The sequence below is a fragment of the Pedococcus ginsenosidimutans genome, assembly GCF_039544395.1.
In the GTDB taxonomy this organism is placed as follows: domain Bacteria; phylum Actinomycetota; class Actinomycetes; order Actinomycetales; family Dermatophilaceae; genus Pedococcus; species Pedococcus ginsenosidimutans.
The window spans coordinates 150,564-171,549 of the sequence record NZ_BAABLO010000011.1; the positions used below are offsets into that span (position 1 = coordinate 150,564).

Sequence of the window (20,986 nt, forward strand, 5' to 3'; positions counted from 1 at the left end):
CCCGGCCACCGTCCGGCCGTCCGGCGACCCCGCGCGGCTCGGCCTCAGGGGGCGACGAGGTCCTGGTAGTCCGGGTGGTCGGCGATCCACGCGGACATGAAGGGGCACAGCGCCACCACGTCGTGCTCGCCACGCGCCCGGATGTCGTCGAGCGCACCGCGGGCCAGCGCTCCCCCGACGCCCCTGCCCTCGTACGCCTCGTCGACCTCGGTGTGGGTGAGCACGAGGTGCCCGCGCGAGATCCGGTACGCCGCGAAGCCGGCGAGCGCGCCGTCCACGTACGCCTCGTAGCGCTGCTCGTCGGGGTTGGGCCGGATCACCACGTCACTCATGCCCCACAGGGAAGCACGCCTGTCAACACCGTCCGTTCGGACGGTATGGGTGCCGGACGACACCCGCGGGGGCCACCGTGACCTAACGTGACCGCCCATGGGTGTGCAGAGCTGGCGGGCCGGGCGCCGGCGCGGAGTGCTCCGGGCAGGACCCGGACGCGTGGGGGTCGCGCTCGTGGTGCTCGCGGTGCTGCTCGCGGTCCTCGGGTGGGGCCAGCTCGCCCTGCTCCTGGCGCTGGTCGCGGGCTCGACCCTGGTGCCTGCCCGAGCTGGCTGGCCGGTGCGCGCGATGCTCGGGCTCGTCGCCGTGTGCACGGTCATGATCACCGTGGCGACGGCCTTCGACCTCCTGGGGACGCAGCTGCGGCCGGCGTGGCTGGCCGGCGGGACGCTCCTCGCTCTGGCCGCCGCGGCAGCGGAGTACGGCGACTGGCGCCATCGACGACGCGAGGGCGACGGGCTGGTCGCGCTGACCGGGCTCCTCGGCGTGGGCCTCACCGTCCCCCGGCTCCTCGGCTCCCCGGCCGACCACATCAGCCGGCTCGTCTACGCCTACGACAACGTCCACCACGTGCGCTCCGCCTTCGCCAGCGGGGTCGTGCACGGCTACACCTACTCCCACCCCACGGTCCCCGGCCTCTACGGACCCACGGCCTACCGCCCCGCCCAGGCCTTCCTCACCGAGTACCTCCCGTGGATCCTGCGCGGCGGCGACACCACGCCCACGCTCGCCCAGACCCTGGTGTCGGCCGAGGCGGTCTACGCGCTGCAGCTGGGGCTGGTGGGGACGGCGGCGGTCGCCCTGCTGCGCGAGGTCGTCGTGGCCGGGGGCCGGCGGCAGCGGTCGGGCCTGTGGGCGGCCGGGCTCGCCGTGGTGCTCCTCGTCCTGCTCGGGGTCGCCCCGGTGATCACGCTGCGTGGCTTCCAGCCCCAGGCCATGGCCACCGCCGCGATGCTGCTGGGCCTGCTCGCCCTCGTCCTGCGCGACCGCGGCCTGGGCGCGACCCGTGCGGTCGTGCTGGCCTCCGGGTGCATCGCGCTCGGCTTCAACTCCTGGCCCATCGCGGCCGGTCCGCTCGTCGTGGCCACCGGGGTGGTCGTGCTGCAGGAGCTGCGACGGCTGCGGTGGCCGGTGTGGCCGGCCATGGCCGTCCTCGCCGCGGTGAGCGCCTTCCCCGTGTACGGCCCCCCGACCTTCTTCACGAGCACCGCCTTCCTGTCCAAGGACTCGGCCGCCGTGCTGCGCTTCCCGGTGACGACGTGGCTGCCGCTGGTCGCGCTGGGGGCGGCCGGGCTGGTCGCCACGGCGCGCCGGTCACCGCGCTCGGCCACCACCACGACCATGGTCGCCGCGGTGGCGGGGTCGCTGCTGACCATGGCCGCCATCATCGCGATCCAGGTGCACAACGGCGGCTCGGTCGGCACCTACTACTTCGTGAAGTCCGTCTATGCCCTGGTCATCCTGGGTGCGGTCCTGTCCGCGGCGCTGCTCGCGCACCTCGTCGCCGGCACCCGCGGACCGGTGCGGGTGGGTGCCCTCACCGCGGTCGGCCTCGTGCTGCTGCTCGCCTGGGCCCCGCTCGGCTCGGTGGCGGTGCAGACCTACTGGTACTCGCCGGCAGCGGACATCTACGACCCCCGGCCGGTGCAGGAGGCGCTCGCGCGCTACCCCGACGGGGCACCCCCGGACGTCGACATGCTCGTGCTCGGCACGTGCCGCACGACGGCGAGCAACTACACCTCGCGCTGGCTCGGCACCGTGCTGCGGTCGTGGACCCCTGCCCGCGACGCGTTCGTCGACGACATCGGGCACCGCGGGGAGAACCTCGAGGCCCTGCGCACGTACGCCGCCGCGGTGCCCGGTCGCAGGCTCGAGGTGTTCACCGGGGCCGGGTGCCCCCTCGGCGACGAGGTGGCCAGGGCCGGTATCCCCACCGTGCACGTCGTCGTGCTCCCCGCGCCGTCCTCCTGACGCCCTGCGTTCGCCGGCCGGCTCAGGCGACGGCCGCGACCTCGGCCTGCTCCCCCTCGGCGTTCCACGCGCCGCGCTCGGGCGACCCCGGGACGGCCAGGCACGCCATGGCCGCGAACAGGCACAGGCCGCCGGCGGTGAGCCAGGCCGTGAAGTAGTCGCCGGTGCCCTGCCGGACCCAGCCGGCATACGACGCGGCGACCCCCGCGCCGACCATGTGGGAGGCGAAGACCCAGCCGAACACGACGCCGGAGCGCGCGACCCCGAAGTGGCGTCGGCACAGGGCGATCGTGGGGGGCACGGTCGCCACCCAGTCGAGGCCGTAGAAGACGATGAAGATGAACAGGTTGGGCGCGATCTCCGGGCCGAGCAGGGCCGGCACGAACAGCAGCGACAGCCCGCGCAGCGCGTAGTAGCCGAACAGCAGCATCCTCGGGTCGACCCGGTCGGTGAGCCAGCCCGAGGCGATGGTGCCGACGAGGTCGAAAACCCCGACGAGCGCCAGCAGCCCGGCCGCGGTGGTCTCGGGCATGCCGTGGTCGTGGGCGGCAGGGATGAAGTGCGTGCCGATCAGCCCGTTGGTGGACCAGCCGCAGATCCAGAACGTCCCGACCAGGATCCAGAACGTCCGCGAGCGGCTGCTCTCGCGCAGGGTCCGCAGGGCCGCTCGGGCAGGACCCTCCCCCGTCCCACGACGCTGGGCCGGCTGCTCGTCGAGGGCCTGACCGGGCTCGGCGCCGTAGGGACGGAGCCCGAGGTCGGCAGGCCGGTCGCGGACCACGAGGGCGACGAGCGGCACGAGGAGCAGTGCCGCCCCGGTGACGACGACTGCGGCCCACCGCCACCCCGGCCCGGTGGCGAGCGCGGCGATGCCGGGCAGGAAGACGAGCTGGCCGGCCGCACCGGCAGCGGAGAAGACGCCGGTGACCAGTCCCCTGCGTGACTCCACGAACCACCGGTTGGCCACGACCGCGCCGAGGACCAGGGCCATCGCGCCGGTGCCGACTCCGACCGCGAGGCCCCAGAGGACCCACAGCTGCCAGGCCGCGGTCATCACCACGGTGAGGCCGCTGCCCAGCGCGACGAGCAGCAGGGCACCGGTGACGACGCGCCGGATGCCGAACCGTTCCATGAGGGCGGCCGCGAACGGTGCGGTGAGTCCGTAGACGACGAGGTTGGCGGTGACGGCGCCCGAAGTCGTGGCCCGCGACCACCCGAACTCGCTCTCGAGCGGCTCGAGCAGCGCCCCCGTGGAGGACCGGAACCCGGCAGCGGCGACCAGCGCGGCGAGGACCACCGCGGTGACCCACCAGGCCCGGTGGACACGCTTCGTACGGGTGGGGGCCGGGGACCGGTCCGTGGCAGGAATTGTCACCCCCGCAGACTATGTGCCAGAGGCGGCCCGGGACAGCGCGATCTGGTCAAGCGCCGCCGGGATCCCGCCAGCCTCAGCCGACCGAGCCCAGGCCCAGCCAGCCGGCGAGCAACCCCAGCTCGGCGTCCAGTGCCGAGCGGGCCTCCGCGGGTGCGCCCGGCTCCCAGTGCACCGCGTGCACGCGCAGCACCCCCGCCGCGCGGTCGGCCTTGAGGTCGCACCGGGCCACCAGCGCGTCGCCGAACAGGAACGGCAGGACGTAGTAGCCGTGGACGCGCAGCGGCGCCGGCACGTAGATCTCGAGCCGGAAGTCGAAGCCGAACAGCGCAGCAGTCCGCTCCCGCTGCCAGACCAGCGAGTCGAACGGGCTGAGCAGCGCCTGGGCGTGCACCCGCCGCGGTCGACGTGCCTCGGGGTGGAGGTAGGCGGGGCGCTTCCACCCCTCGATCGTGACCGGCAGCAGCCGCCCCTCGGCGACGAGGGAGGCGATGGCCGGGCGGGCCTGCTCGGGCTTGAGCCGGAAGTAGTCGCGCAGGCACTGCTCGGTGCCGACACCGTGGGCGCGCGCGGCGATCATCATCAGCTCACGGAACGCCTCCTCGTGGCCCGGCCGCTTGGCGGGGTCGACCGCCTGCTCCGCCACGGCCCGCGGCAGGACACGCTCCAGGGAGGCGTAGCGCCGCTCGAACTGGCTCGTGCGCCCGGCCGAGCTGATCTGCCCCGACCAGAACAGGTGCTCCAGCGCGTTCTTGACCAGCGACCAGTTCCAGCCCCAGTGCTCGCGCTCACGCGGCAGGTCGTGCTCGAGCGCGGCCTCCACCTGGCGGGAGGTCAGCGGACCGCCTGCGACCACCTCGGCCCTGACCGCCGCCACCAGGCCCGGGTGCTCCTGAGCGACCCGCTGCATCCCGCCCCAGGCGTCGGAGAGGGCGCGCTGCATGCGGAAGTCGAGCAGCGGCCACGTCGTCGGCGGCACGAGGCTCGCCTCGTGCGCCCAGTACTCGACGAGGCGGCGCGGGGCACGGTCCCTCGCGCGGTCGAGCAGCGCGGTGTCGTAGGGCCCGAGCCGCGAAAAGAAGGGCAGGTAGTGGCTGCGCGTCACGACGTTGACGCTGTCGATCTGGACCACCTGGACGCGGTCGACCACCCGTTGCAGGTGCCGCATGGTCGCTTCGCCGGGGGCCGGCCTCGGGTCCATGAATCCCTGTGCTGCCAACGCGATCCGGCGCGCCTGGGCCTTGGTCAGGCGCAGTGGCGCCGGCGGCAGGGTGACGCCAGCGGTCATTCGCCGGGTTCGAGCAGGTTCTCCCGCACCGCGTACATCGCCGCCTCCATGCGCGAGTGGAGCTGGAGCTTCTCGAGGATGTTGCGGACGTGGTTCTTCACGGTGTTCTCGGAGATGAAGAGCTGGTGGGCGATCTCCTTGTTGGCCAGGCCACGGGCGACCAGGCGCAGCACCTCGAGCTCGCGGTCGGTGAGCCGCGGCGCCCCGACGGCGCTCGGCCGCTCGCCCTGCCGACGGCTCATCTGCGCGAACTCGGCCAGCAGCTTGGAGGCCATCGACGGGGAGATGAGCGAGTCGCCGTGGTGGACGGCACGCACCCCGGCGGCGATCTCCTCGCCGGGTACGTCCTTGAGGAGGTAGCCGTTGGCCCCGGCCTTGACCGCCTCGTAGAGGTCGGACTCCTCGTCGGACATCGTCAGCATGATGATCTTGGTGGACGGCACGAGCGCCTTGAGCGTCTTGCAGGCCTCGATGCCGGACGTGTGGGGCATGCGCACGTCCATGAGCACCACGTCGGGCAGCAGCTCGACGACGCGGTCCACCGCTTCCTTGCCGTCACCGGCCTCGCCCACGATGTCGATGTCGTCGTCCTGCGAGACGACCATCTGCAGCCCGCGGCGGTAGAGGACGTGGTCATCCGCGATGACGACCCGGATGGGGTCGGTCACCGGGGCATCCCCCACATCTCCGCTGCTCACGGGCCCATCCTGTCAGAACCCGCCCATTGCCGCCGAACCCCGGACACCGCGTCTGGGACGGGCGGCCGGGGTCCGGGGGCGTCGTGGCGACGGAGGGCGCACGGGTCAGGGGGTCAGGAGACCTTCCGGGCCACCTCGTCGTCGTGGCTGACGTCGAGGTGGATCACGCCGTAGGACCAGCCGCGACGGCGGTAGACGACGCTCGGCTGGCCGGTGTCCTCGTCGTGGTAGAGGTAGAAGTCGTGCCCGACCAGCTCCATCTCGGCGACGGCCTGGTCGAGTGCCATCGGCACCGTGGCGTGGACCTTCTCCCGGATCTCCACGGGGCTGTTGCCCTGGGCGCCGAACGGCTCGGCGGCCTCGGCGGCCTGGTCGTGGGAGTGGTCCTCGGACACCGCTGCTGCCTCGAGCCCCTGGATGCGCGCGGTCGCCTCGGCCACCGACTCCGGGGCGTGCCGGCCGCGGTGCACGCGCTTGCGGTCCTGGGCCCGCCTCAGCCTCTCCATCAGCTTGTCCATCGCGACGTCGAGCGCCGCGTACTTGTCGTCGAGGCAGGCCTCTGCCCGCACGATGGGACCCTTCACGTGACAGGTGATCTCGACCCGCTCGCAGGACTTGGCCTGCCGCTTGTTGGGCTCATGGCTCACGACGACGTCGACGCGCTGTACGCGCGGCGCGAGCTGGGGAACCTTCGCCAGCTTCTCGTCGAGGTGGTCACGAAATCGGTCCGAGACCTGCATGTGGCGTCCGGTGACGACAATCTCCACGGTTTCCTCCATGGTTGCGGTGGATGGTGCGAGACGGGGGCGGTACGCCCAGATCAACCGCAGCACCACCCCCGACCCATGGACGAACGGGAAGGTGAGCCCGGCCCCGCTCCCCGCCCCAGGGCGCCCGTCGGACCGCGTCCGAGGCGCCCTGTTCTCGTGTCGTGCACGGGGGCCAGGGGGGCCATGTACCGACGGTAGTCCACCGCCGACCAGAGCGACACCGGGCCTGACCCAACGTTTACCGTGAGTCGGCTGGGAGACGACCGGGAGCGCCGCCGCGCCGGGAGGTGGCGCACATCGTGGCGGCCACGACGGTCCTCGCCCCACCTGCGCGCAACGCCCGCGCGGCCTCCACGAGCGTCGCCCCGGTGGTCAGCACGTCGTCGACCAGCAGGCAGCTCGCCCGTGCGACGACCGGCCACCAGCGCTCCCGCACCTGCATCGCGTGCTCGAGGTTGACCTGCCGCTCCCGCGCCCCGAGGCCCGCCTGGTCGGCGACCCGACGCCGCAGCCGGAGCGCGTCGGCGGTGACCACCTCCCCCGGGCCGAAGCCGTCGCAGGCGAGGGTGGCCAGCCGGGCCAGCGGGAAGTCTCCACGGCGCCGCCGGGCCGACGCCGACGAGGGCACCGGCACGACGAGCACCGGGCCGTTGCCCGCTGCCAGGGCGCGACGCAGCTCCGGGGCGCCGCGTACTGCACCGTCCACGGCACCCGCCATGAGCCCGGCCAGCAGCGGGGCCAGGTCGCGGCGCCCGTCGTCCTTGTAGGCGGCGACGACGCCGGCGAGCGGGCCCTCGAAGGCCGCCGCGGCCCACACGCGAGGGAGCCGGTCCGGGCACGGGCTCGGGCGTACCGGTCGGGGGTACGGCCACACCACCGAGCGGACCGCGGCGAGGCACTCGGGGCACACCGCGGACCCCGGACCGTGGCAGGAGGCACAGGTCAGCGGCAGCGCCAGATCGGCCAGCGCAGCCAACGACGAGCGAGCGGACGTCACGGTGGGAGTGTGCGGCCACGGAGTGTTGGTGCTGTTTCAGCCAACGTAAACCTGAGGACACGACTAGTCTGAGGCTCGGTCTGTGGACAACTGCTGAGGGTTGGGAGAGGGAGGGCTCTATGCGGTGGCTGCCCCGACTTTCCGTCGCCACTCGCCTGCGCCTCGGAATCGCCCTGCTCGCCGCCCTCCTCGCCGCGCTCGACGGCTCGCTCCTGCCGGGCCTTCCCTGGATCCTGCTCGTCGTCACCCTCGACCTCGCCGCCTCGGGTTTCCAGTACCTCAGCCAGAGCGGACGCGCCATCGGCGGGGTCCAGCTGCTGGCGCTGTACTGCGCCGCCGCAGCCGCTGCGGGTGTGGCCATGGGCTACGCGGGAGCCTGGTCCAAGATCCTCATCCTCATCCCGGCCTTCCACGCCGGGATGCGCTTCGCCCGCCGTGGGGCGCTCACGGTGTTCGCGGTCGGTCTGGTCAGCGGCCTGCTCACCTCCGGGTGGATGCACCGGCTCTCCGAGGGCGAGGGCCAGCGGATCGCCCTGGCCGCGCTGCTCGCCCTGGTGTTCGGCCTCCTCGGGGCCTGGTCGCACCGGATGGAGGCCGAGGAGCCGGTCGTCGACCCCAACATCGCCGCCGAGGCCGGCCTGCTGCTGCGCCGCCTCCACGAGCTCGCAGAGACCCTCGACACCGGGTTCGACGCCCCGGGGTCGGCCGAGATGGCCCTGCAGGACCTCGCGGCGCAGATGCGGGCGGCGCGAAGCGCGATCCTCGTCGGGTACGGCGACGACCCGGCGGTCCCACTCGCCATCCGCGGCGCCGACCGCACCCCCTGGCCCGACCCCATGGAGCCCGACTCCATCCTCGCCCGCACGTGGCACGAGGGTGTCCCGATGCTCTGCGAGTGGGCGGACGACCTCGTGGCGCGCTCGGTCATCGTCGTGCCCCTCAACGACGACCACGGCGACCGCCTCGGGCTCCTCGTCGCCGACCGGCCGCTGGTCACGCCGTTCACCGAGGACGACCTCACCGCAGCCTCCGAGGTCGCCTCGCGGCACGCCGCCAACATCGACCTGTCGGTGCTCTTCGCCGGGCTGCGCGAGCGCGCCGGCCTCGAGGAGCGGGAGCGCCTTGCCCGCGAGATGCACGACGGGATCGCGCAGGAGATGGTGGCCCTCGGCTTCGGGATCGACTCGCTGCGCCGGACCGCCCGCGACACCGGCTCCCCCCTCGCCGAGGAGCTCGACGGGCTCCGCGTGGAGGTCTCCCGGGTCCTGGCCGACCTGCGGCTGCACATCGCCGACCTGCGCATCGCGGTGCGCCCCGACACCGGGCTCGGCGCCCTCATCGGCGCGCGGCTGCAGAACTTCGGCTCGACGTCGGGCGTCACCACCCGCATGCACCTCAGCGAGACCGGGTTCCGGCTGCCGGCGCACACCGAGGTCCTGATCTACCGGCTCTTCCTGCAGGTGCTCGCCGACGCGCGGCACTCGCTCAACGCGGACACCGTCGAGGTCCGCCTCAACGTCGCCGCGCCCCGCGTCGAGCTCTGGGTCGCCCACAACGGCACCAGCTCGCTCGGCCCCCGCGACTTCGCCGACCACCCCCTGACGACCCTGGGGGGCGAGATCTCCGTCGAGCCGTATGCCGGTGACGGTGTCGCCGTCCGCATGCGCATGCGCGGCCGAGGGGCCTCGCCGTCTGCCACGCTTTCCAACGAAAGGATCCCCCAGCCGTCATGACCATCAACGTCGTCGTGATCGACGATCACACCCTTGTCCGCGAAGCCGTGTGCCGGATGATCGACAGCGAGCCCGACCTCGCCGTCGTCGGGCAGGCGGGGGGCATCGCCGAGGGGCGCACCGTCCTCGCCCACAGCCTCATCCACGTGCTCGTCGTCGACGTCTCGATGCCCGACGGGTCGGGGCTGGTGCTGGCACGGGCCGCGCGCGAGGCGTCACCGCGGCTGGGCATCGTCGTGCTGACCATGCACAACGACGACGAGACCCTGCTCGAGGCGCTCGACCTCGGGGCGTCGGCGCTCGTGCTGAAGTCGGCCCCGTCGGACGAGGTCATCGCCGCCGTCCGGCGTGCGGCCGTGGCGCCGGACGCCTTCATGGCCACCGGGCTCGCCGAGGCGCTGCGCCGTCGCGACTCCAACGACAAGCCCAAGCTGACGCCCCGCGAGGCGGAGGTCCTCGACCGCCTGGTCGCCGGTGACTCGATCGCCGCGGTGGCCAAGCGCCTGTACATGAGCGAGTCGACCGTCAAGACCCACGTCTCGAAGGTCTACGAGAAGCTCGGCGCCCACAACCGCGCGTCAGCCGTCATGGCCGCCCTGCGCCTGGGCCTCGTCCGCTCCGAGTCGGTCGGCCACACCCGCCGCTGACCCAGGACCCCTGACTCAAGACCCCTGACTCAGACCCTGGCTCGGAACCCCTGCCGCAGACTCAGAGGCCCCCGCCGCTGAACGTGTCGACGATGCGGATGGCACCCGGGCCGATGATGACGATGAACAGGGCCGGGAAGATGCACAGGAGCATCGGGAACAGGATCTTGACCGGCACCTTCTGCGCCTTCTCCTCGGCGCGCTGACGGCGCACGAGGCGCATCTGGTTGGACTGCTCGCGCAGCACGCTGCCGATGGGCAGGCCGAGGCGGTCGGCCTGCACCAGCGCGCTGACGAAGGTCTTGGCCTCGGCGACGGTGGTGCGTGAGGCGAGCGAGCTGAACGCCTCACCGCGCGACTTGCCGATCTGGATCTCGGACAGCACGCGCGCGAACTCCCCCGAGATCGGGCCGGACGTGGCCTTGGCGACCTGCATGAGGGCGGCGTCGAAGCCCTGTCCGGCCTCCACGCAGACGGTCAGCATGTCGAGGGCGTCGGCCAGGCCGAGGCGCAGCTCCTCCTGGCGCTTCTGCCCGGCGTTCATGAGCAGCAGGTCGGGCAGGTAGAACCCGGCGGCCGCGGCGCCGAGGGCGATGAGCAGGCCCTTGGGGCTGAACCCACCGAACACCAGGCCGAGCACCGCACCGATGAGCAGGCCGGCGCCCTTGCCACCCATGATCCGCTCGGCGGTCCAGGTGCCGGGGTTGCCGGCGAGGTCGAGCCGACGGGTCAGGCCCTCCTGGGTGCCGGTGGGCGACAGCTTGGACGCGATCGCGCGGGTGCGGGCGAGCACGGGTGCGACGAGCCGCTCCATGGCGGGCAGGTCGGACTTGCTCACCTCCCGCTGGTTGATGGTCTTCTCGATGAGCTCGAGGGACCGGGCGACACCGGTGGTCTGACCGGCCCCCGAGGAGGCGGCGATGACGATGGTGACGAGCGCCCCGGCAATGGCGACGAGCCCGACGATCAGCAGCATGGTTCCCATCTCAGACCTTCACATCCACGACTTTGCGCATCCAGAAGACACCGATGCCGAGGGAGACGAGGCCGCCCGCCATCATGATCAGGCCCAGGGGACGCGTCCAGAGCAGCTCGACGTAGGCCCGGTTGGTCTGCATCGTGTAGAAGAAGATGCCGATCGGCAGGCCGATCAGGATGTACGCCGAGAGGCGGCCCTCCGCGGACAGTGCCCGCACGTGGCGGCCGAGCTCCTCGCGCTCACGCAGCGTCTTGGCGGTGGTGCGCATCGTCTCAGCCAGGTTGCCACCGACCTCGCGCTGGATACGGATCGCCATGGCGGTCCAGCGCATGTTGCCGCTGTCCATCCGGTCGGCCATGCGCTCGAGGGCGTCGGCGATGTCGGCGCCGATGCGGGTCTCGGCCAGCGCCCGCGAGAACTCCTTCGCCGACGGGTCGGCGGCGTCCTTGGCGACGGCGTCGAGGGCCTGCGGGAGCGAGAAGCCGGTGCTGAGGCTGCTGGCGACGAGGGTGAGCACGTCGGGCAGCTGGTGGTCGAACTTCTTGGCCCGGCGCTTGGCCAGGAACCGCAGGGCGAAGGCGGGGGCGATGAGGCCCAGGACGACGCCGAGCAGCAGCGCGACGAGGGTCATGACCACCCCGCCCCGGATGAGCGTCATCGAGACGGCGACACCGACGACGACGGCGACGATGCGCAGCACCCACCACTCACCGGGTCGCAGGGGCAGGTCGGCGCGCTCGATGAGGGCCATCGTCTTGCCGGTGGACTCGCGCCCCTCCATCACCTTGTCGCCGAAGAAGACGAGGTTCTCCGAGACCGCGCGCTGGCGGTTCTTGCCCTTGGTCGGGGCCGCGTTCGCAGCCACGTAGCGGTCGATGTTCTCGACACGGGTCTGGCGGCCGGACTTGAACGACGAGCTGGACAGCGCGAGGCCGAAGATCAGCAGGGCCAGGAAGACCGCACCGACGGCGAGGAGCACGACGGGCGAGAGGCCGAGGACCTTCGACCCGGACCCGCTGGCCTTGACGACGTCCTCGGTGGGCCCGGTGATCGGGACCTTCGAGACGGCCGTCGAGGTGGGGGTGGAGACGGGGACGCCGTCGCCGAAGTCGACCAGCGCCGTCGTCGCGAACTTCGCACCGCTGGCCTTGCCGGAGACCTTGATGTTCTGGACCGCGGTGACCCCAGGAGGCAGCGGCATGGAGAACGTGAGCTGGGAGGCGAGGGTCTGGGCGGCGCTGGTGAAGGCGCTGGCCACGGCCCCGGCGTTGGCGGCCGAGACGACCGACCCGCCACCGGCCGACGCGAAGCCCTTGAGCACCGCGACGTTGCCCTCGTTGGACTTGAAGGACACCGCCTCGGCGCGCACTCCCCCGGACTTCAGGGCCGCGGTGGCAGCCGCCTGGGTGCTCTTGCTGGCGGTGTCGCCACCGTCGCTGAGGAGCAGGATGCTGCGCTCCCCCTTGGAGCCGAGCGTGCGCACGGCGAGCTGCACGCCGTCGTAGAGGGCGGTCTCACCGTTGGACTTCAGGGCGTTGACCGCCGACTGGACCTTGCCGTGGTCGGCCGTGGGCGCGAGGTCGGTGACGGCCTTGCCGGAGAACGAGACCACGCCCACGCGGACGTCGTCGGGCACGCTCTTGAGGAACGCCGCGACGGCGGTGCGGACGGTGGCCATGCCCGGCTCGCCCATGGAGCCGCTGGTGTCGACGACGATGACCGCCGTGCGGGTGACCGGCGAGCCCTGGCCGGAGGTGATGGCGTCGACGGGGTGGTCCTTGCCGGCCACCGTGACCGTGAGGGCGGGGTCGATGTCGGCACCGCCGCTGGCGGAGATCAGGCCGACGAGGTTGCCGTTCTTGGCCTCGATGGCCGTGATGTTCACGGACGGGGCCTGCGCTGCACCGGCGGAGGAGACCCCCGCGAGCAGCGCCACGGAGGCCAGCGCCACGACGGCGCCGAGCCTGCGCGGGAGGGAGAAGCGCATCAAATCCCCCGGACGAAGATGTCGGGGGCCAGCTCGATCCCCTGGTCGTGCAGCTCAGCGGCGAACTTCGGGCGCAGGCCCGTGCTCTTGAGCGTGCCGCGGAACCGGCCCTGCTCGTCGCGCCCGGCGCTGTAGTCGAAGGTGAACAGGTCCTGCATGGTGATGACGTCACTCTCCATGCCGACGACCTCGCTGATGGCGGTGACGCGGCGCGAGCCGTCCTTGAGGCGGGCCTGCTGGATGACCATGTCGACGGCGCCCGCGACCTGCTCGCGGATGGCGCGGACGGGCAGGTCGACACCGGCCATGAGCACCATGGTCTCCAGACGCGACAGGCTGTCGCGCGGGGTGTTGGCGTGGACCGTGGTCAGCGAGCCGTCGTGACCGGTGTTCATGGCCTGGAGCATGTCGAGTGCGGCGCCGTCACGGCACTCACCGACGACGATGCGGTCGGGCCGCATACGCAGGGAGTTCTTGACCAGCTCGCGGATCGGGATGGAGCCGCGACCCTCGATGTTGGACGGGCGGGACTCCAGTCGCAGGACGTGGTCCTGGTGGAGCTGGAGCTCGGCGGCGTCCTCGATGGTGACGATGCGCTCGTCGTCGGGGATGAACGACGACACCACGTTGAGCAGGGTCGTCTTGCCCGAACCGGTACCACCGGAGATGACGATGTTGCGGCGGCCGCGGACGCACGCGGAGAGGAAGTCACGGACCTGCGGCGTGAAGGTGCCGAAGGCGATGAGGTCCTTGTCGGTGAACGGGTCGGTCGCGAACTTGCGGATGGTGAGCAGGGAGCCGTCGAGGGCGATCGGCGGGATGACCGCGTTGACGCGGGAGCCGTCGGGGAGGCGGGCGTCCACGAGCGGGCTCGCCTCGTCGACGCGGCGGCCGACGCGGCCGACGATCTTGTCGATGGTGCGGCGCAGGTGGGCGTCGGAGCTGAACCGGGCGTCGACGGGGTAGAGCTTGCCCGCGCGCTCGACGTAGATGGAGTCCGGGCCGTTGACCATGATCTCGGAGATCTCCGAGTCACGCAGCAGCGGCTCGAGGGGTCCGTGGCCGAGGATCTCGTCCGCGACCTCCTGGGAGATGCGGGTGCGGTCCGCGAGGGACAGCGGGGTCTCCTCGTGGTCGATGACCTCCTGCAGCGTGTGCCGCACCTTGGTCTCGAGCTCGGACTGGTCGAGGTGGGGGTCGTAGAGCTGCGGGCCGAGGGAGTCGAGCAGCGCCTGGTGGACGCTGGCCTTGACCGCGGCGAACGGGTCGACGACGCGCTGGCGCTCGTGCGGCGACGGCGCGGGCGTGTTGTTGGCGGCGTCGGTCGCGGCCTGCTGGCTGCGACGGACGCTCTCCAGGCGCTCGGCGAGACTCATCGGTTTCCTCCTCGGGAGAGCGACCAGCGGCTCGTGCGACCGCTGCCGGCCTCCGAGGACTTCTGGCCGCCGTCGGCCTGGGTGCCCGGCTCGGGGGCGCGGACGAACTTCTCGGCCAGCTCGCGCAGGGCGACGCTGACGGGATGCTTCGGCTCGTCGAGGATGATCGGCACACCGCGGTTGACCGACGCGGGGACGGCGGCGCTGTTGGGCACCATGACCGCGATGTCCTGCTTGAGGGCGGCGACGACGTCCTCGGCGCGGAGGCCGACCTTGGCGTCGGAACGGTTGAGGACGATGAGGCGGGTGTCCTTGGGGTTGCCGAGCAGGTCGAGCGTGTCGAGGGTGAGGCGCAGGTTCTTGACCGCCGGGATGTCGAGCGTGGCGATGAGGACGAGCAGGTCGCTGTCGTCGAAGCCCGCGAGGACGTGGGAGGTGAAGGCCGGCGGGGTGTCCAGCAGCACGTAGTCGTAGTGGCGCTTGGCCACGCGGATGAGCTCGCCCACGATCGAGCCGGGGATGCGGTCGGCGTCGCTGGGCTCGGCCGGTGCGCTGATGGTGTCGAGGCCGCTGTCGTGCTTGGTGACGACGGACTTGATGGCCTGCTCGTCGATGTGGCCGGCCATGCCGACCAGGTCGATGATCGAGTTCTGCGGCAGCATCTGCAGGCTGATGCCCACGTCGCCGAACGCGAGGTCGAGGTCGATGAGCAGCACCTTGGACCCGGTGGAGGCGAGGTAGGTGCTGAGGTTGGTCGCGAACGTCGTCTTCCCGACGCCACCCTTGGCGGAGAAGATCGTCACGACCCGCGCCGAGCGGGTGCTGCCCGCGGTGTCACCGGCGTGGCCGGCGACGCGCGAGGTCAGCTCGCGGCTGCGGCGCGCGGCGTCGGCGAGGCCGGTGAGGTCGTCGGCCGTGATGACCTCGCGGACACCGGAGCGCAGGGCCTGGCCGAGGACGTTGACGTCCAGGCGCCGGCGCAGCAGCAGCACACCGAGGTTGGGCCGCTCGACCCGGCAGAACTCGCTGAACTGGCAGGCGCCCTCCATGTCGACGTCGGGGCCGATGAGGACGAGCTGCTCGTCGGGTGCCTCCTCGAGGGCCCGGACCATGGCGGCCTGGGTGTCCACCCGGGTCACCTGTCCGACCGCGAAGTCGTAGCGGTCGGTGGCGGCGGGGTCCGCGTCCCACAACAGGGTCATGACGTGCTCCTACTTGCTGAAGAGTGATGCTTCGGAAACAACCTTGCCGAGGTCGATCTTGGCATCCGTGCCGCGGAGGGCGGCGTACAGCGACCCGGTCTGGACACCGTGCACGAGGCGAGCGGCGTCGGCCGGCGAGACCGCGACGGTCATCAGCGCGCCGCGCACCGGGGCCGGTGCTGCCTCGCCGTCAGCCGTGGTGGTCTGGGCGGGTGTCAGGGACGCCTCGCCCATGGCGATGACCAGGACGTCGTCCAGCAGGACCCGGGTGCTCTGGCCGGCCGCGGCCGCTGCGCCACCGATGGTCTTCGCCGTGGCAGAGCTGGCGGCGACGGGGGTGAAGGTGTCGTAGAGGACGACCTTGGAGCCCGGGGTGATGAACGTACCCACGCGGGCGGGGTCGGGCAGGGAGACGGAGATGGCGACCATGCCGGCCGGGACCTCGATGGCCTTCTCCCCCACCGGCTTGGTGCCGAAGCGGGCGGCCAGGACGTACTCGCCGGGCTGGATGTCGGTGGTGGCGTAGAGGCCGCCGTTGCTGCCGTCGACGGAGGACAGGGCTCCCGAGGGCACGCCCTTCGCGGCGACGGAGGTCTTGATGATGAGGCCGTTCTGGACGGCGTCCTTGAGCGTCGTGCCCGCAGGGACCACGGACTGGACCACGTAGACGTTGGTGGGCTGCTGCGACGCCACGGCGCGGGCGTCGGCTCCGCGCGCATACAGCAGCACTGCCGCGACACCCACCAGGGCGACGGCGACAGCGGCGAAGATGGCGACGATTCTGCGTCCCATGAGAGTTAGTCCTCGGTGTTCGAGCGGTTACGGGTGGAAGACGCTGCTGGGCACGTTGAAGAGGGTGATGACGTTCGTCCCGAACAGCGTCACGGAGACGACGATCACCAGCGCGATGAGGCCTGCCATCAGCGCGTACTCCACTGAGGTGGCCCCGCGGTCGCCCCGGCGTGTGCCGGGACGACCGCGGTCCAGCTCGCTGACTGAGGCCGCTGCGAACGCGGTCACCACCTGAGCGCGGCATCGCAAAGATGCCCTTCTGCAAGCCATGAGTGCGTTCACTGTGCCTCCTCGATCAACGGGCTGGGGAGCCCGTTGCTCTAGTTCGATCAGACGCTGCCGGCGACCTTGTTGAAGAGGCCGGAGAGGTTGCCACCGAGGAGGGCGACGGCGACGATGATGACGATGGCGATGAGGGCGACCATGAGGCCGTACTCGACGGCGGTCGCGCCGCGCTCGTTCATCTTCGACTGGAACTTGGCGATGTACTTGGTCATGTTGCTGTGTGTCCTTTCAAGACCAACGGGCTGCCGGGGCGGATATGCCCCAGCACGCAGAAGGTTGTCAGGCGGGGCCACCTTCGCGAATCGGCCATCCCGTCACGATGCCGTGGGCCCTTCGTACCCCGAAGGTCGTCCGAACGGCCTATGGCGGTGTGGCAACCGACATGGGACGGCTGTGGCGGGAGAGACTTGAGGTATGCCGCCCGCCCCCTCCCGCGCGCGCCTGCGCGCCCGGGCGCTCGGCGTGGTGGTACCCCTCGCCCTGGTGGCGCTGCCGGCCCTCGCGGTCCGGCGGGTGAGCGACCCGAGCCCGTGGCTGCACCTCAAGGTCGGCGCCTTCCTGGCCGACGGCGGCCGCTTCACGCTCCCCGACCCGTGGGCACCACTGGCCTCCCACGTCTACGTCCCCACGCAGTGGCTGCCGTCGGTCGTGACCGCCGAGCTCTACCCGCACCTCGGCGCCCCGCTGCTGGCCTGGGAGCGGGCGACGGGGATCGGCGCCCTCGCCCTGGCGCTGCTGCTCTGGGCCCACACCCTGGCGCGGCCGTGGGTGGCCGCCGCCGCCACCGCGGTCGCCGTCTTCGCGGCCTGGCCCTCCCTGACCGAGCGGCCGCAGCTGGCAGGCTTCGTGCTGCTCGTGCCCGTCCTCGCCGCGTGGTGGCGCACCGCGCAGGACCACCGTCCTCGGTGGTGGCTCGTGCCGCTGACCTGGCTCGCCGCCTGCGTGCACGGGATCTGGGCCACCGGCGGCGCGATCGGTGGCCTCGTCGCGCTGTGCGTCATCCTGTCCGGCGGGGTCGGGCGGCGGGTTGCGCTGCGGCTGGTCGGCCTGCTCGCGGCCTGCGCCGCCGCTGCCGCGATCACCCCCGTCGGCCCCCGACTGCTGCTGACGCCGTTCGCCGTGAGCGGCCAGGGGCGCCAGTTCGTCCAGGAGTGGATGCCGTCCTCGGTGCGCTCGCCGCACGTGCTGGCAGCCCTGGGCCTGCTCGCGGTCGCCTGGCTGTGCTGGGTCGCCGTCGGGCGCCGGATGCCCGGGTGGCAGGTCATGCTGGTCGTCGTGGGCTGCGCCCTGGCGCTGAGCATGGAGCGGACCGTGGCGGTGGCCGCCTTCGTGGCGGTGCCGCTGGCCGCGACCGGCCTCGAGGCCGCGCTCCGCGCACGTGAGGGCGCGCCGCGCGACGCCGTCCCCCGCCACGAGCGCCTCTTGGGCAGGACCGCGGCCGTGTGGGTGGGCGCCGCCCTCGTCGGCCTCCTCGCCGCGGCACCCGTGGCCGCGGCCCGCGCCGACACCCCCGCCGGCGTGCCCTCCGCGCTCGCTCCACGCCTGGCCGCGCTGCCGCAGGGGACCCGCGTCCTGGTCGACGGCGACACCAGCGGCTGGCTGATGTTCACCGCCCCGCAGCTGCGCCCCGTCTACGACCTGCGCGTCGAGTCCTACACCGCCCACCAGGTGGAGGACTTCATCCACGCGATGTCGGCCGACCCGGGCTGGGACGCCTACGTTCGCGATCACGGCGTCACGGTCGCGCTCGTGCCCAAGGACTCCCCCGTCCGCGCGGCCCTCGTCGAGCAGGACCGCTGGTCCGAGGTCGGCCGCGACCACGGCCACGTGCTGCTGCAGGCACCGCGGTGAGCCCGGTGACAGCGGCGTCCCCCGACGCCGAGGCCGCCACGGCCGCGCTCCCACGCACGACGCCGGCCCTGCTCAGCCGCACCGCGGTGGGGCTCGTGCTGACCCTGGCCCTCGTCAAGGGCCTGTCGGTCTTCGCCGAGCCTGACGTGTGGTGGCACCTGCGCACCGGCGACCGGCTGCGTGCGACGTTCGACCTCCTGGCTCCGGACCCGTCCGCCGGCTTCGCCGACCGGGACTACACCGCGACGCAGTGGCTGCCCGAGATGGTGGCCTCCGCCGCATACTCCGTCGGCGGCATGGGCGCCGTGCTCTGGCTGCGCGCAGCCTCGGTCCTGGCGCTGGTCGCGCTCGTGTACGTCGTCGGGCGCCGTTACGCGGGCCGCCTGCCCTCGGCCGTGGCCGCCGGACTGGCCCTGGTCGGAGCAGGCGGCGGGCTCAACCCGCGGCCCCAGCTCGTCAGCTTCATCCTGTTCGCGCTCACCCTGCACGCCTGCCTGTCGATGCTGCGCGACCGCCGTCCGCGGTGGTGGCTCGTGCCCGTCTTCTGGGTGTGGGCCTGCTGCCACGGGCTGTGGACCTTCGGCCTAGCCCTCGGCGTCCTGCTCCTGACGGCGGCGCTCGTCGACCCGAGGACCCGCCCCACCCGGCCCGAGGCGGTGCGGCTCGCGGGCCTCTGGCTCGCCTGCCTGGTCGCCGTCGCGCTCACCCCGCTGGGACCGCGCCTGCTGCTGACCCCGTTCCAGGTCGCCGGCAACGCCAGCACCATCGCCGACGAGTGGCGGGCGACGCCGCTCAACAACGTCTTCGCGTGGGCTGCGCTCGTGCAGCTGCTCGTCTGCGTGGTCGCCTGGTCGCGGGGACGCCGGCGCCCGTTGCTGTGGGAGCTGGCCCTGCTCGCGTTCGCCGCCTTCTGCACGCTGTGGATGTGGCGCCTCGTGCCGCTGGGCAGCATCGCCGTCACGCCGCTGGTCGCGGCGGCGTTCCAGTCCGGGCTCACCGCGCGTCGCGAGCCGTGGACCCGCCCCGAGCGGCGCGGTCTCGTCGCGTTCTGCGCCGGCGCCCTCGTCGTGGGGGCGCTCGCGAGCGCCGGGCTGGGCGGCAAGGCGGCTGCGTACCCCTCGGACATGGGCCCCGTCGACCGGGCGCTGGGAGAGCTCCCCCGGCACAGCGTCGTCCTCGACGACTTCGGTATCTCGGGGTGGCTACTGTGGGCGCACCCGGACCTCACGCCGGTCGCCGACCTGCGTGGCGAGATCTACTCGTCCCAGCACCTCGCCGACTACACCGCCACCCTGCGCGTGGAACCGGGCTGGAAGGACTTCGTCGCCCGTGTGCACCCCGACGTGGCCCTCGTGGCGCGCGACTCGGCCCTCGGTGACGCCCTGGTCCACCGGCTCGGCTGGCACCGCGTCGCCGCCACCGCGGACTTCGTCCTCCTCGCGCCGGGTGACCGGTGAGCCGCGGACCCGCGACCGTCCGTGACCGGTTCGCCACCTCGGCGCGGCACTACGGCGCACCGCTGGCGATCTACGCCCTGAGCCGCGTCGTCACGACGGTGTTCATCCTCGTGGCGGCCCCCGGGCGCACCGTCCGGATGGAGAAGCTGGTCGGCTACCACTCCACCGTGCCCGCGCGGCTGCCGGCCGACTACGGGTCGGTCGTCACCTCGTGGGACGGCCAGTGGTACTGGGACATCGTCCTGCACGGCTACCCCAGCACGGTCGTCGACACCAGCGGCCACGCGGTCCAGTCCTCGCTGGCGTTCTTCCCCCTCTACCCCGCCCTGGTCAAGGCGGTCATGGCCGTCACCGGTCTCGGGTTCGAGGTGGCGGCTCCCACACTGAGCCTGGTCCTCGGCGCCGCCGCCGTCCTCGTGGTGTTCCGGCTCCTCGAGGTCACCGTCGACCGTGGTCGCGCGCTCGCCTGCACCGCCCTGCTCTGCTGCTTCCCTGCCACCGCGGTGCTGCAGTCGGCCTACACCGAGAGCCTGGGCCTGCTGCTCGTGGCCACGACGCTGTTGCTGCTGGTGCGGCGCCGCTACCTCTGGTGCCTGGTGCCGGTCGTGCTGCTCGGCCTGACCCGCAACATCACGGTGGTGCTCGCCCCCGTCGTGGCGCTGCACTGGCTGGTCGCGGTGCGGCAGCAGCGGCGCGACGACTCGCAGGCGCCCGCACCCGTCCAGCACGGGCGGCTGGCCCTGCTGGTCGTCGCGTGCGTCGCCGCGACGGCGGAGTGGCCACTCCTGGCCGGCCTGCTGACCGGTGACGCGCGGGCCTACTTCCGGACCCTCGCCGTGTGGCCGGGCTACACGCAGTCACCGCTGCACCCTCCGTGGCTCAGTGCCGCAGGAGGGCTCGGTGTCGGGGGCTGGGTCGGGGTGGCCGTCCTCGTGCTGGCGTTCGCGGCCCTGCTCGGTGGCCGCACCCAACGCGCCTGGGGACCGGAGCTGTGGGGCTGGACGGTCGTCTACCCGGCCTACATCTTCCTGGCGTCGGGGGTCACGAGCAGCCTGATCCGCTACCTCATGCTGGCGTTCCCGTTCGGCCTGGTGCTCATGCCGCCCGCCACCACCGCTGCGGACCGCAGGTCGCGTCTGTGGGTCGTCGGCGTCTTCTGCGTGCTCGAGCTAGTCGGCCAGTACGTCTGGGTCGACCAGTTCCTCGTCTTCAGCGGCCCCGAGGGCGGGTTCGGCTACCCCTGACGGG

19 protein-coding genes are annotated in these 20,986 nt (G+C 72.5%); 6 read left to right on the forward strand and 13 right to left on the reverse strand.

What is annotated here, in order from left to right; translation table 11 throughout:
* Positions 1–44: 44 nt before the first annotated feature.
* A complete protein-coding gene (locus ABEA42_RS11730) occupies positions 45–332 on the reverse strand; it encodes a GNAT family N-acetyltransferase (protein ID WP_345503502.1) in 288 nt (95 codons plus the stop codon).
* Positions 333–492: 160 nt separating this feature from the next.
* Between ABEA42_RS11730 and ABEA42_RS11735 the strand changes: the two genes are divergently transcribed.
* Entirely contained in the window at positions 493–2,304 is a 1,812-nt protein-coding gene (locus ABEA42_RS11735) for a potassium channel family protein (protein WP_345503504.1), read from the forward strand.
* A gap of 22 nt (positions 2,305–2,326) precedes the next feature.
* On the opposite strand, the gene ABEA42_RS11740 is transcribed toward ABEA42_RS11735, so the two are convergent.
* The 5 genes from ABEA42_RS11740 to ABEA42_RS11760 form a co-directional block, all read right to left on the reverse strand.
* Positions 2,327–3,679, reverse strand: coding sequence for an MFS transporter (locus ABEA42_RS11740; protein ID WP_345503505.1), 1,353 nt, complete (start codon positions 3,677–3,679; stop codon positions 2,327–2,329).
* Between the two features lie 73 nt (positions 3,680–3,752).
* Positions 3,753–4,964 carry a winged helix-turn-helix domain-containing protein gene (locus tag ABEA42_RS11745; protein ID WP_345503506.1) on the reverse strand — a complete coding sequence of 404 codons (1,212 nt, stop codon included), beginning with the start codon at positions 4,962–4,964 and terminating at the stop codon, positions 3,753–3,755.
* A complete protein-coding gene (locus tag ABEA42_RS11750) occupies positions 4,961–5,662 on the reverse strand; it encodes a response regulator transcription factor (RefSeq protein ID WP_345503508.1) in 702 nt (233 codons plus the stop codon). Before ABEA42_RS11750 ends, ABEA42_RS11745 begins: the two co-directional genes overlap by 4 nt.
* A gap of 113 nt (positions 5,663–5,775) precedes the next feature.
* Positions 5,776–6,429, reverse strand: a complete 654-nt coding sequence (gene hpf / locus ABEA42_RS11755) for a ribosome hibernation-promoting factor, HPF/YfiA family (protein ID WP_345503509.1) — start codon at positions 6,427–6,429, stop codon at positions 5,776–5,778.
* A gap of 241 nt (positions 6,430–6,670) precedes the next feature.
* Positions 6,671–7,429, reverse strand: coding sequence for a ComF family protein (locus ABEA42_RS11760; RefSeq protein WP_345503511.1), 759 nt, complete (start codon positions 7,427–7,429; stop codon positions 6,671–6,673).
* A gap of 119 nt (positions 7,430–7,548) precedes the next feature.
* Here ABEA42_RS11760 and ABEA42_RS11765 point away from each other — a divergent pair, with 119 nt between their 5' ends.
* Positions 7,549–9,162: a sensor histidine kinase gene (locus ABEA42_RS11765; RefSeq protein ID WP_345503513.1), complete on the forward strand. Its 1,614-nt coding sequence runs from the start codon at positions 7,549–7,551 to the stop codon at positions 9,160–9,162.
* Positions 9,159–9,809: a response regulator transcription factor gene (locus ABEA42_RS11770; RefSeq protein ID WP_156399809.1), complete on the forward strand. Its 651-nt coding sequence runs from the start codon at positions 9,159–9,161 to the stop codon at positions 9,807–9,809. Before ABEA42_RS11765 ends, ABEA42_RS11770 begins: the two co-directional genes overlap by 4 nt.
* Positions 9,810–9,870: 61 nt before the next feature.
* On the opposite strand, the gene ABEA42_RS11775 is transcribed toward ABEA42_RS11770, so the two are convergent.
* From ABEA42_RS11775 to ABEA42_RS11805, 7 genes are read right to left on the reverse strand one after another with little or no spacing between them, the layout of a single operon-like run.
* Entirely contained in the window at positions 9,871–10,785 is a 915-nt protein-coding gene (locus tag ABEA42_RS11775; RefSeq protein WP_345503517.1) for a type II secretion system F family protein, read from the reverse strand.
* 10 nt (positions 10,786–10,795) lie between these two features.
* Positions 10,796–12,775, reverse strand: a complete 1,980-nt coding sequence (locus ABEA42_RS11780; RefSeq protein ID WP_345503518.1) for a VWA domain-containing protein — start codon at positions 12,773–12,775, stop codon at positions 10,796–10,798.
* Complete coding sequence (locus tag ABEA42_RS11785; RefSeq protein ID WP_345503519.1) at positions 12,775–14,151, reverse strand: CpaF family protein; 1,377 nt, start codon at positions 14,149–14,151, stop codon at positions 12,775–12,777. The genes ABEA42_RS11780 and ABEA42_RS11785 overlap by 1 nt, the downstream gene beginning before the upstream one ends.
* Positions 14,148–15,353: an AAA family ATPase gene (locus ABEA42_RS11790; RefSeq protein ID WP_345503520.1), complete on the reverse strand. Its 1,206-nt coding sequence runs from the start codon at positions 15,351–15,353 to the stop codon at positions 14,148–14,150. The genes ABEA42_RS11785 and ABEA42_RS11790 overlap by 4 nt, the downstream gene beginning before the upstream one ends.
* 9 nt (positions 15,354–15,362) lie before the next feature.
* Positions 15,363–16,145, reverse strand: a complete 783-nt coding sequence (gene cpaB / locus ABEA42_RS11795) for a Flp pilus assembly protein CpaB (RefSeq protein ID WP_345503522.1) — start codon at positions 16,143–16,145, stop codon at positions 15,363–15,365.
* Positions 16,146–16,172: 27 nt separating this feature from the next.
* Positions 16,173–16,415 (reverse strand): Flp family type IVb pilin, encoded by a 243-nt coding sequence (locus ABEA42_RS11800; RefSeq protein WP_345504452.1) that lies wholly within the window; start codon positions 16,413–16,415, stop codon positions 16,173–16,175.
* Positions 16,416–16,474: 59 nt separating this feature from the next.
* A complete protein-coding gene (locus ABEA42_RS11805; protein WP_345503524.1) occupies positions 16,475–16,642 on the reverse strand; it encodes a Flp family type IVb pilin in 168 nt (55 codons plus the stop codon).
* A 202-nt stretch (positions 16,643–16,844) separates the two neighbouring features.
* On the opposite strand from ABEA42_RS11805, the gene ABEA42_RS11810 reads away from it, so the two are divergent.
* The 3 genes from ABEA42_RS11810 to ABEA42_RS11820 are packed head-to-tail and all read left to right on the forward strand — an operon-like array spanning position 16,845 to position 20,982.
* The gene (locus ABEA42_RS11810; protein ID WP_345503526.1) at positions 16,845–18,281 is read left to right on the forward strand and encodes a hypothetical protein; all 1,437 of its coding nucleotides are present in this window, start codon (positions 16,845–16,847) and stop codon (positions 18,279–18,281) included.
* Positions 18,278–19,738 carry a hypothetical protein gene (locus ABEA42_RS11815; protein WP_345503528.1) on the forward strand — a complete coding sequence of 487 codons (1,461 nt, stop codon included), beginning with the start codon at positions 18,278–18,280 and terminating at the stop codon, positions 19,736–19,738. The genes ABEA42_RS11810 and ABEA42_RS11815 overlap by 4 nt, the downstream gene beginning before the upstream one ends.
* Entirely contained in the window at positions 19,735–20,982 is a 1,248-nt protein-coding gene (locus tag ABEA42_RS11820) for a hypothetical protein (RefSeq protein ID WP_345503530.1), read from the forward strand. Before ABEA42_RS11815 ends, ABEA42_RS11820 begins: the two co-directional genes overlap by 4 nt.
* Positions 20,983–20,986: the final 4 nt, after the last annotated feature.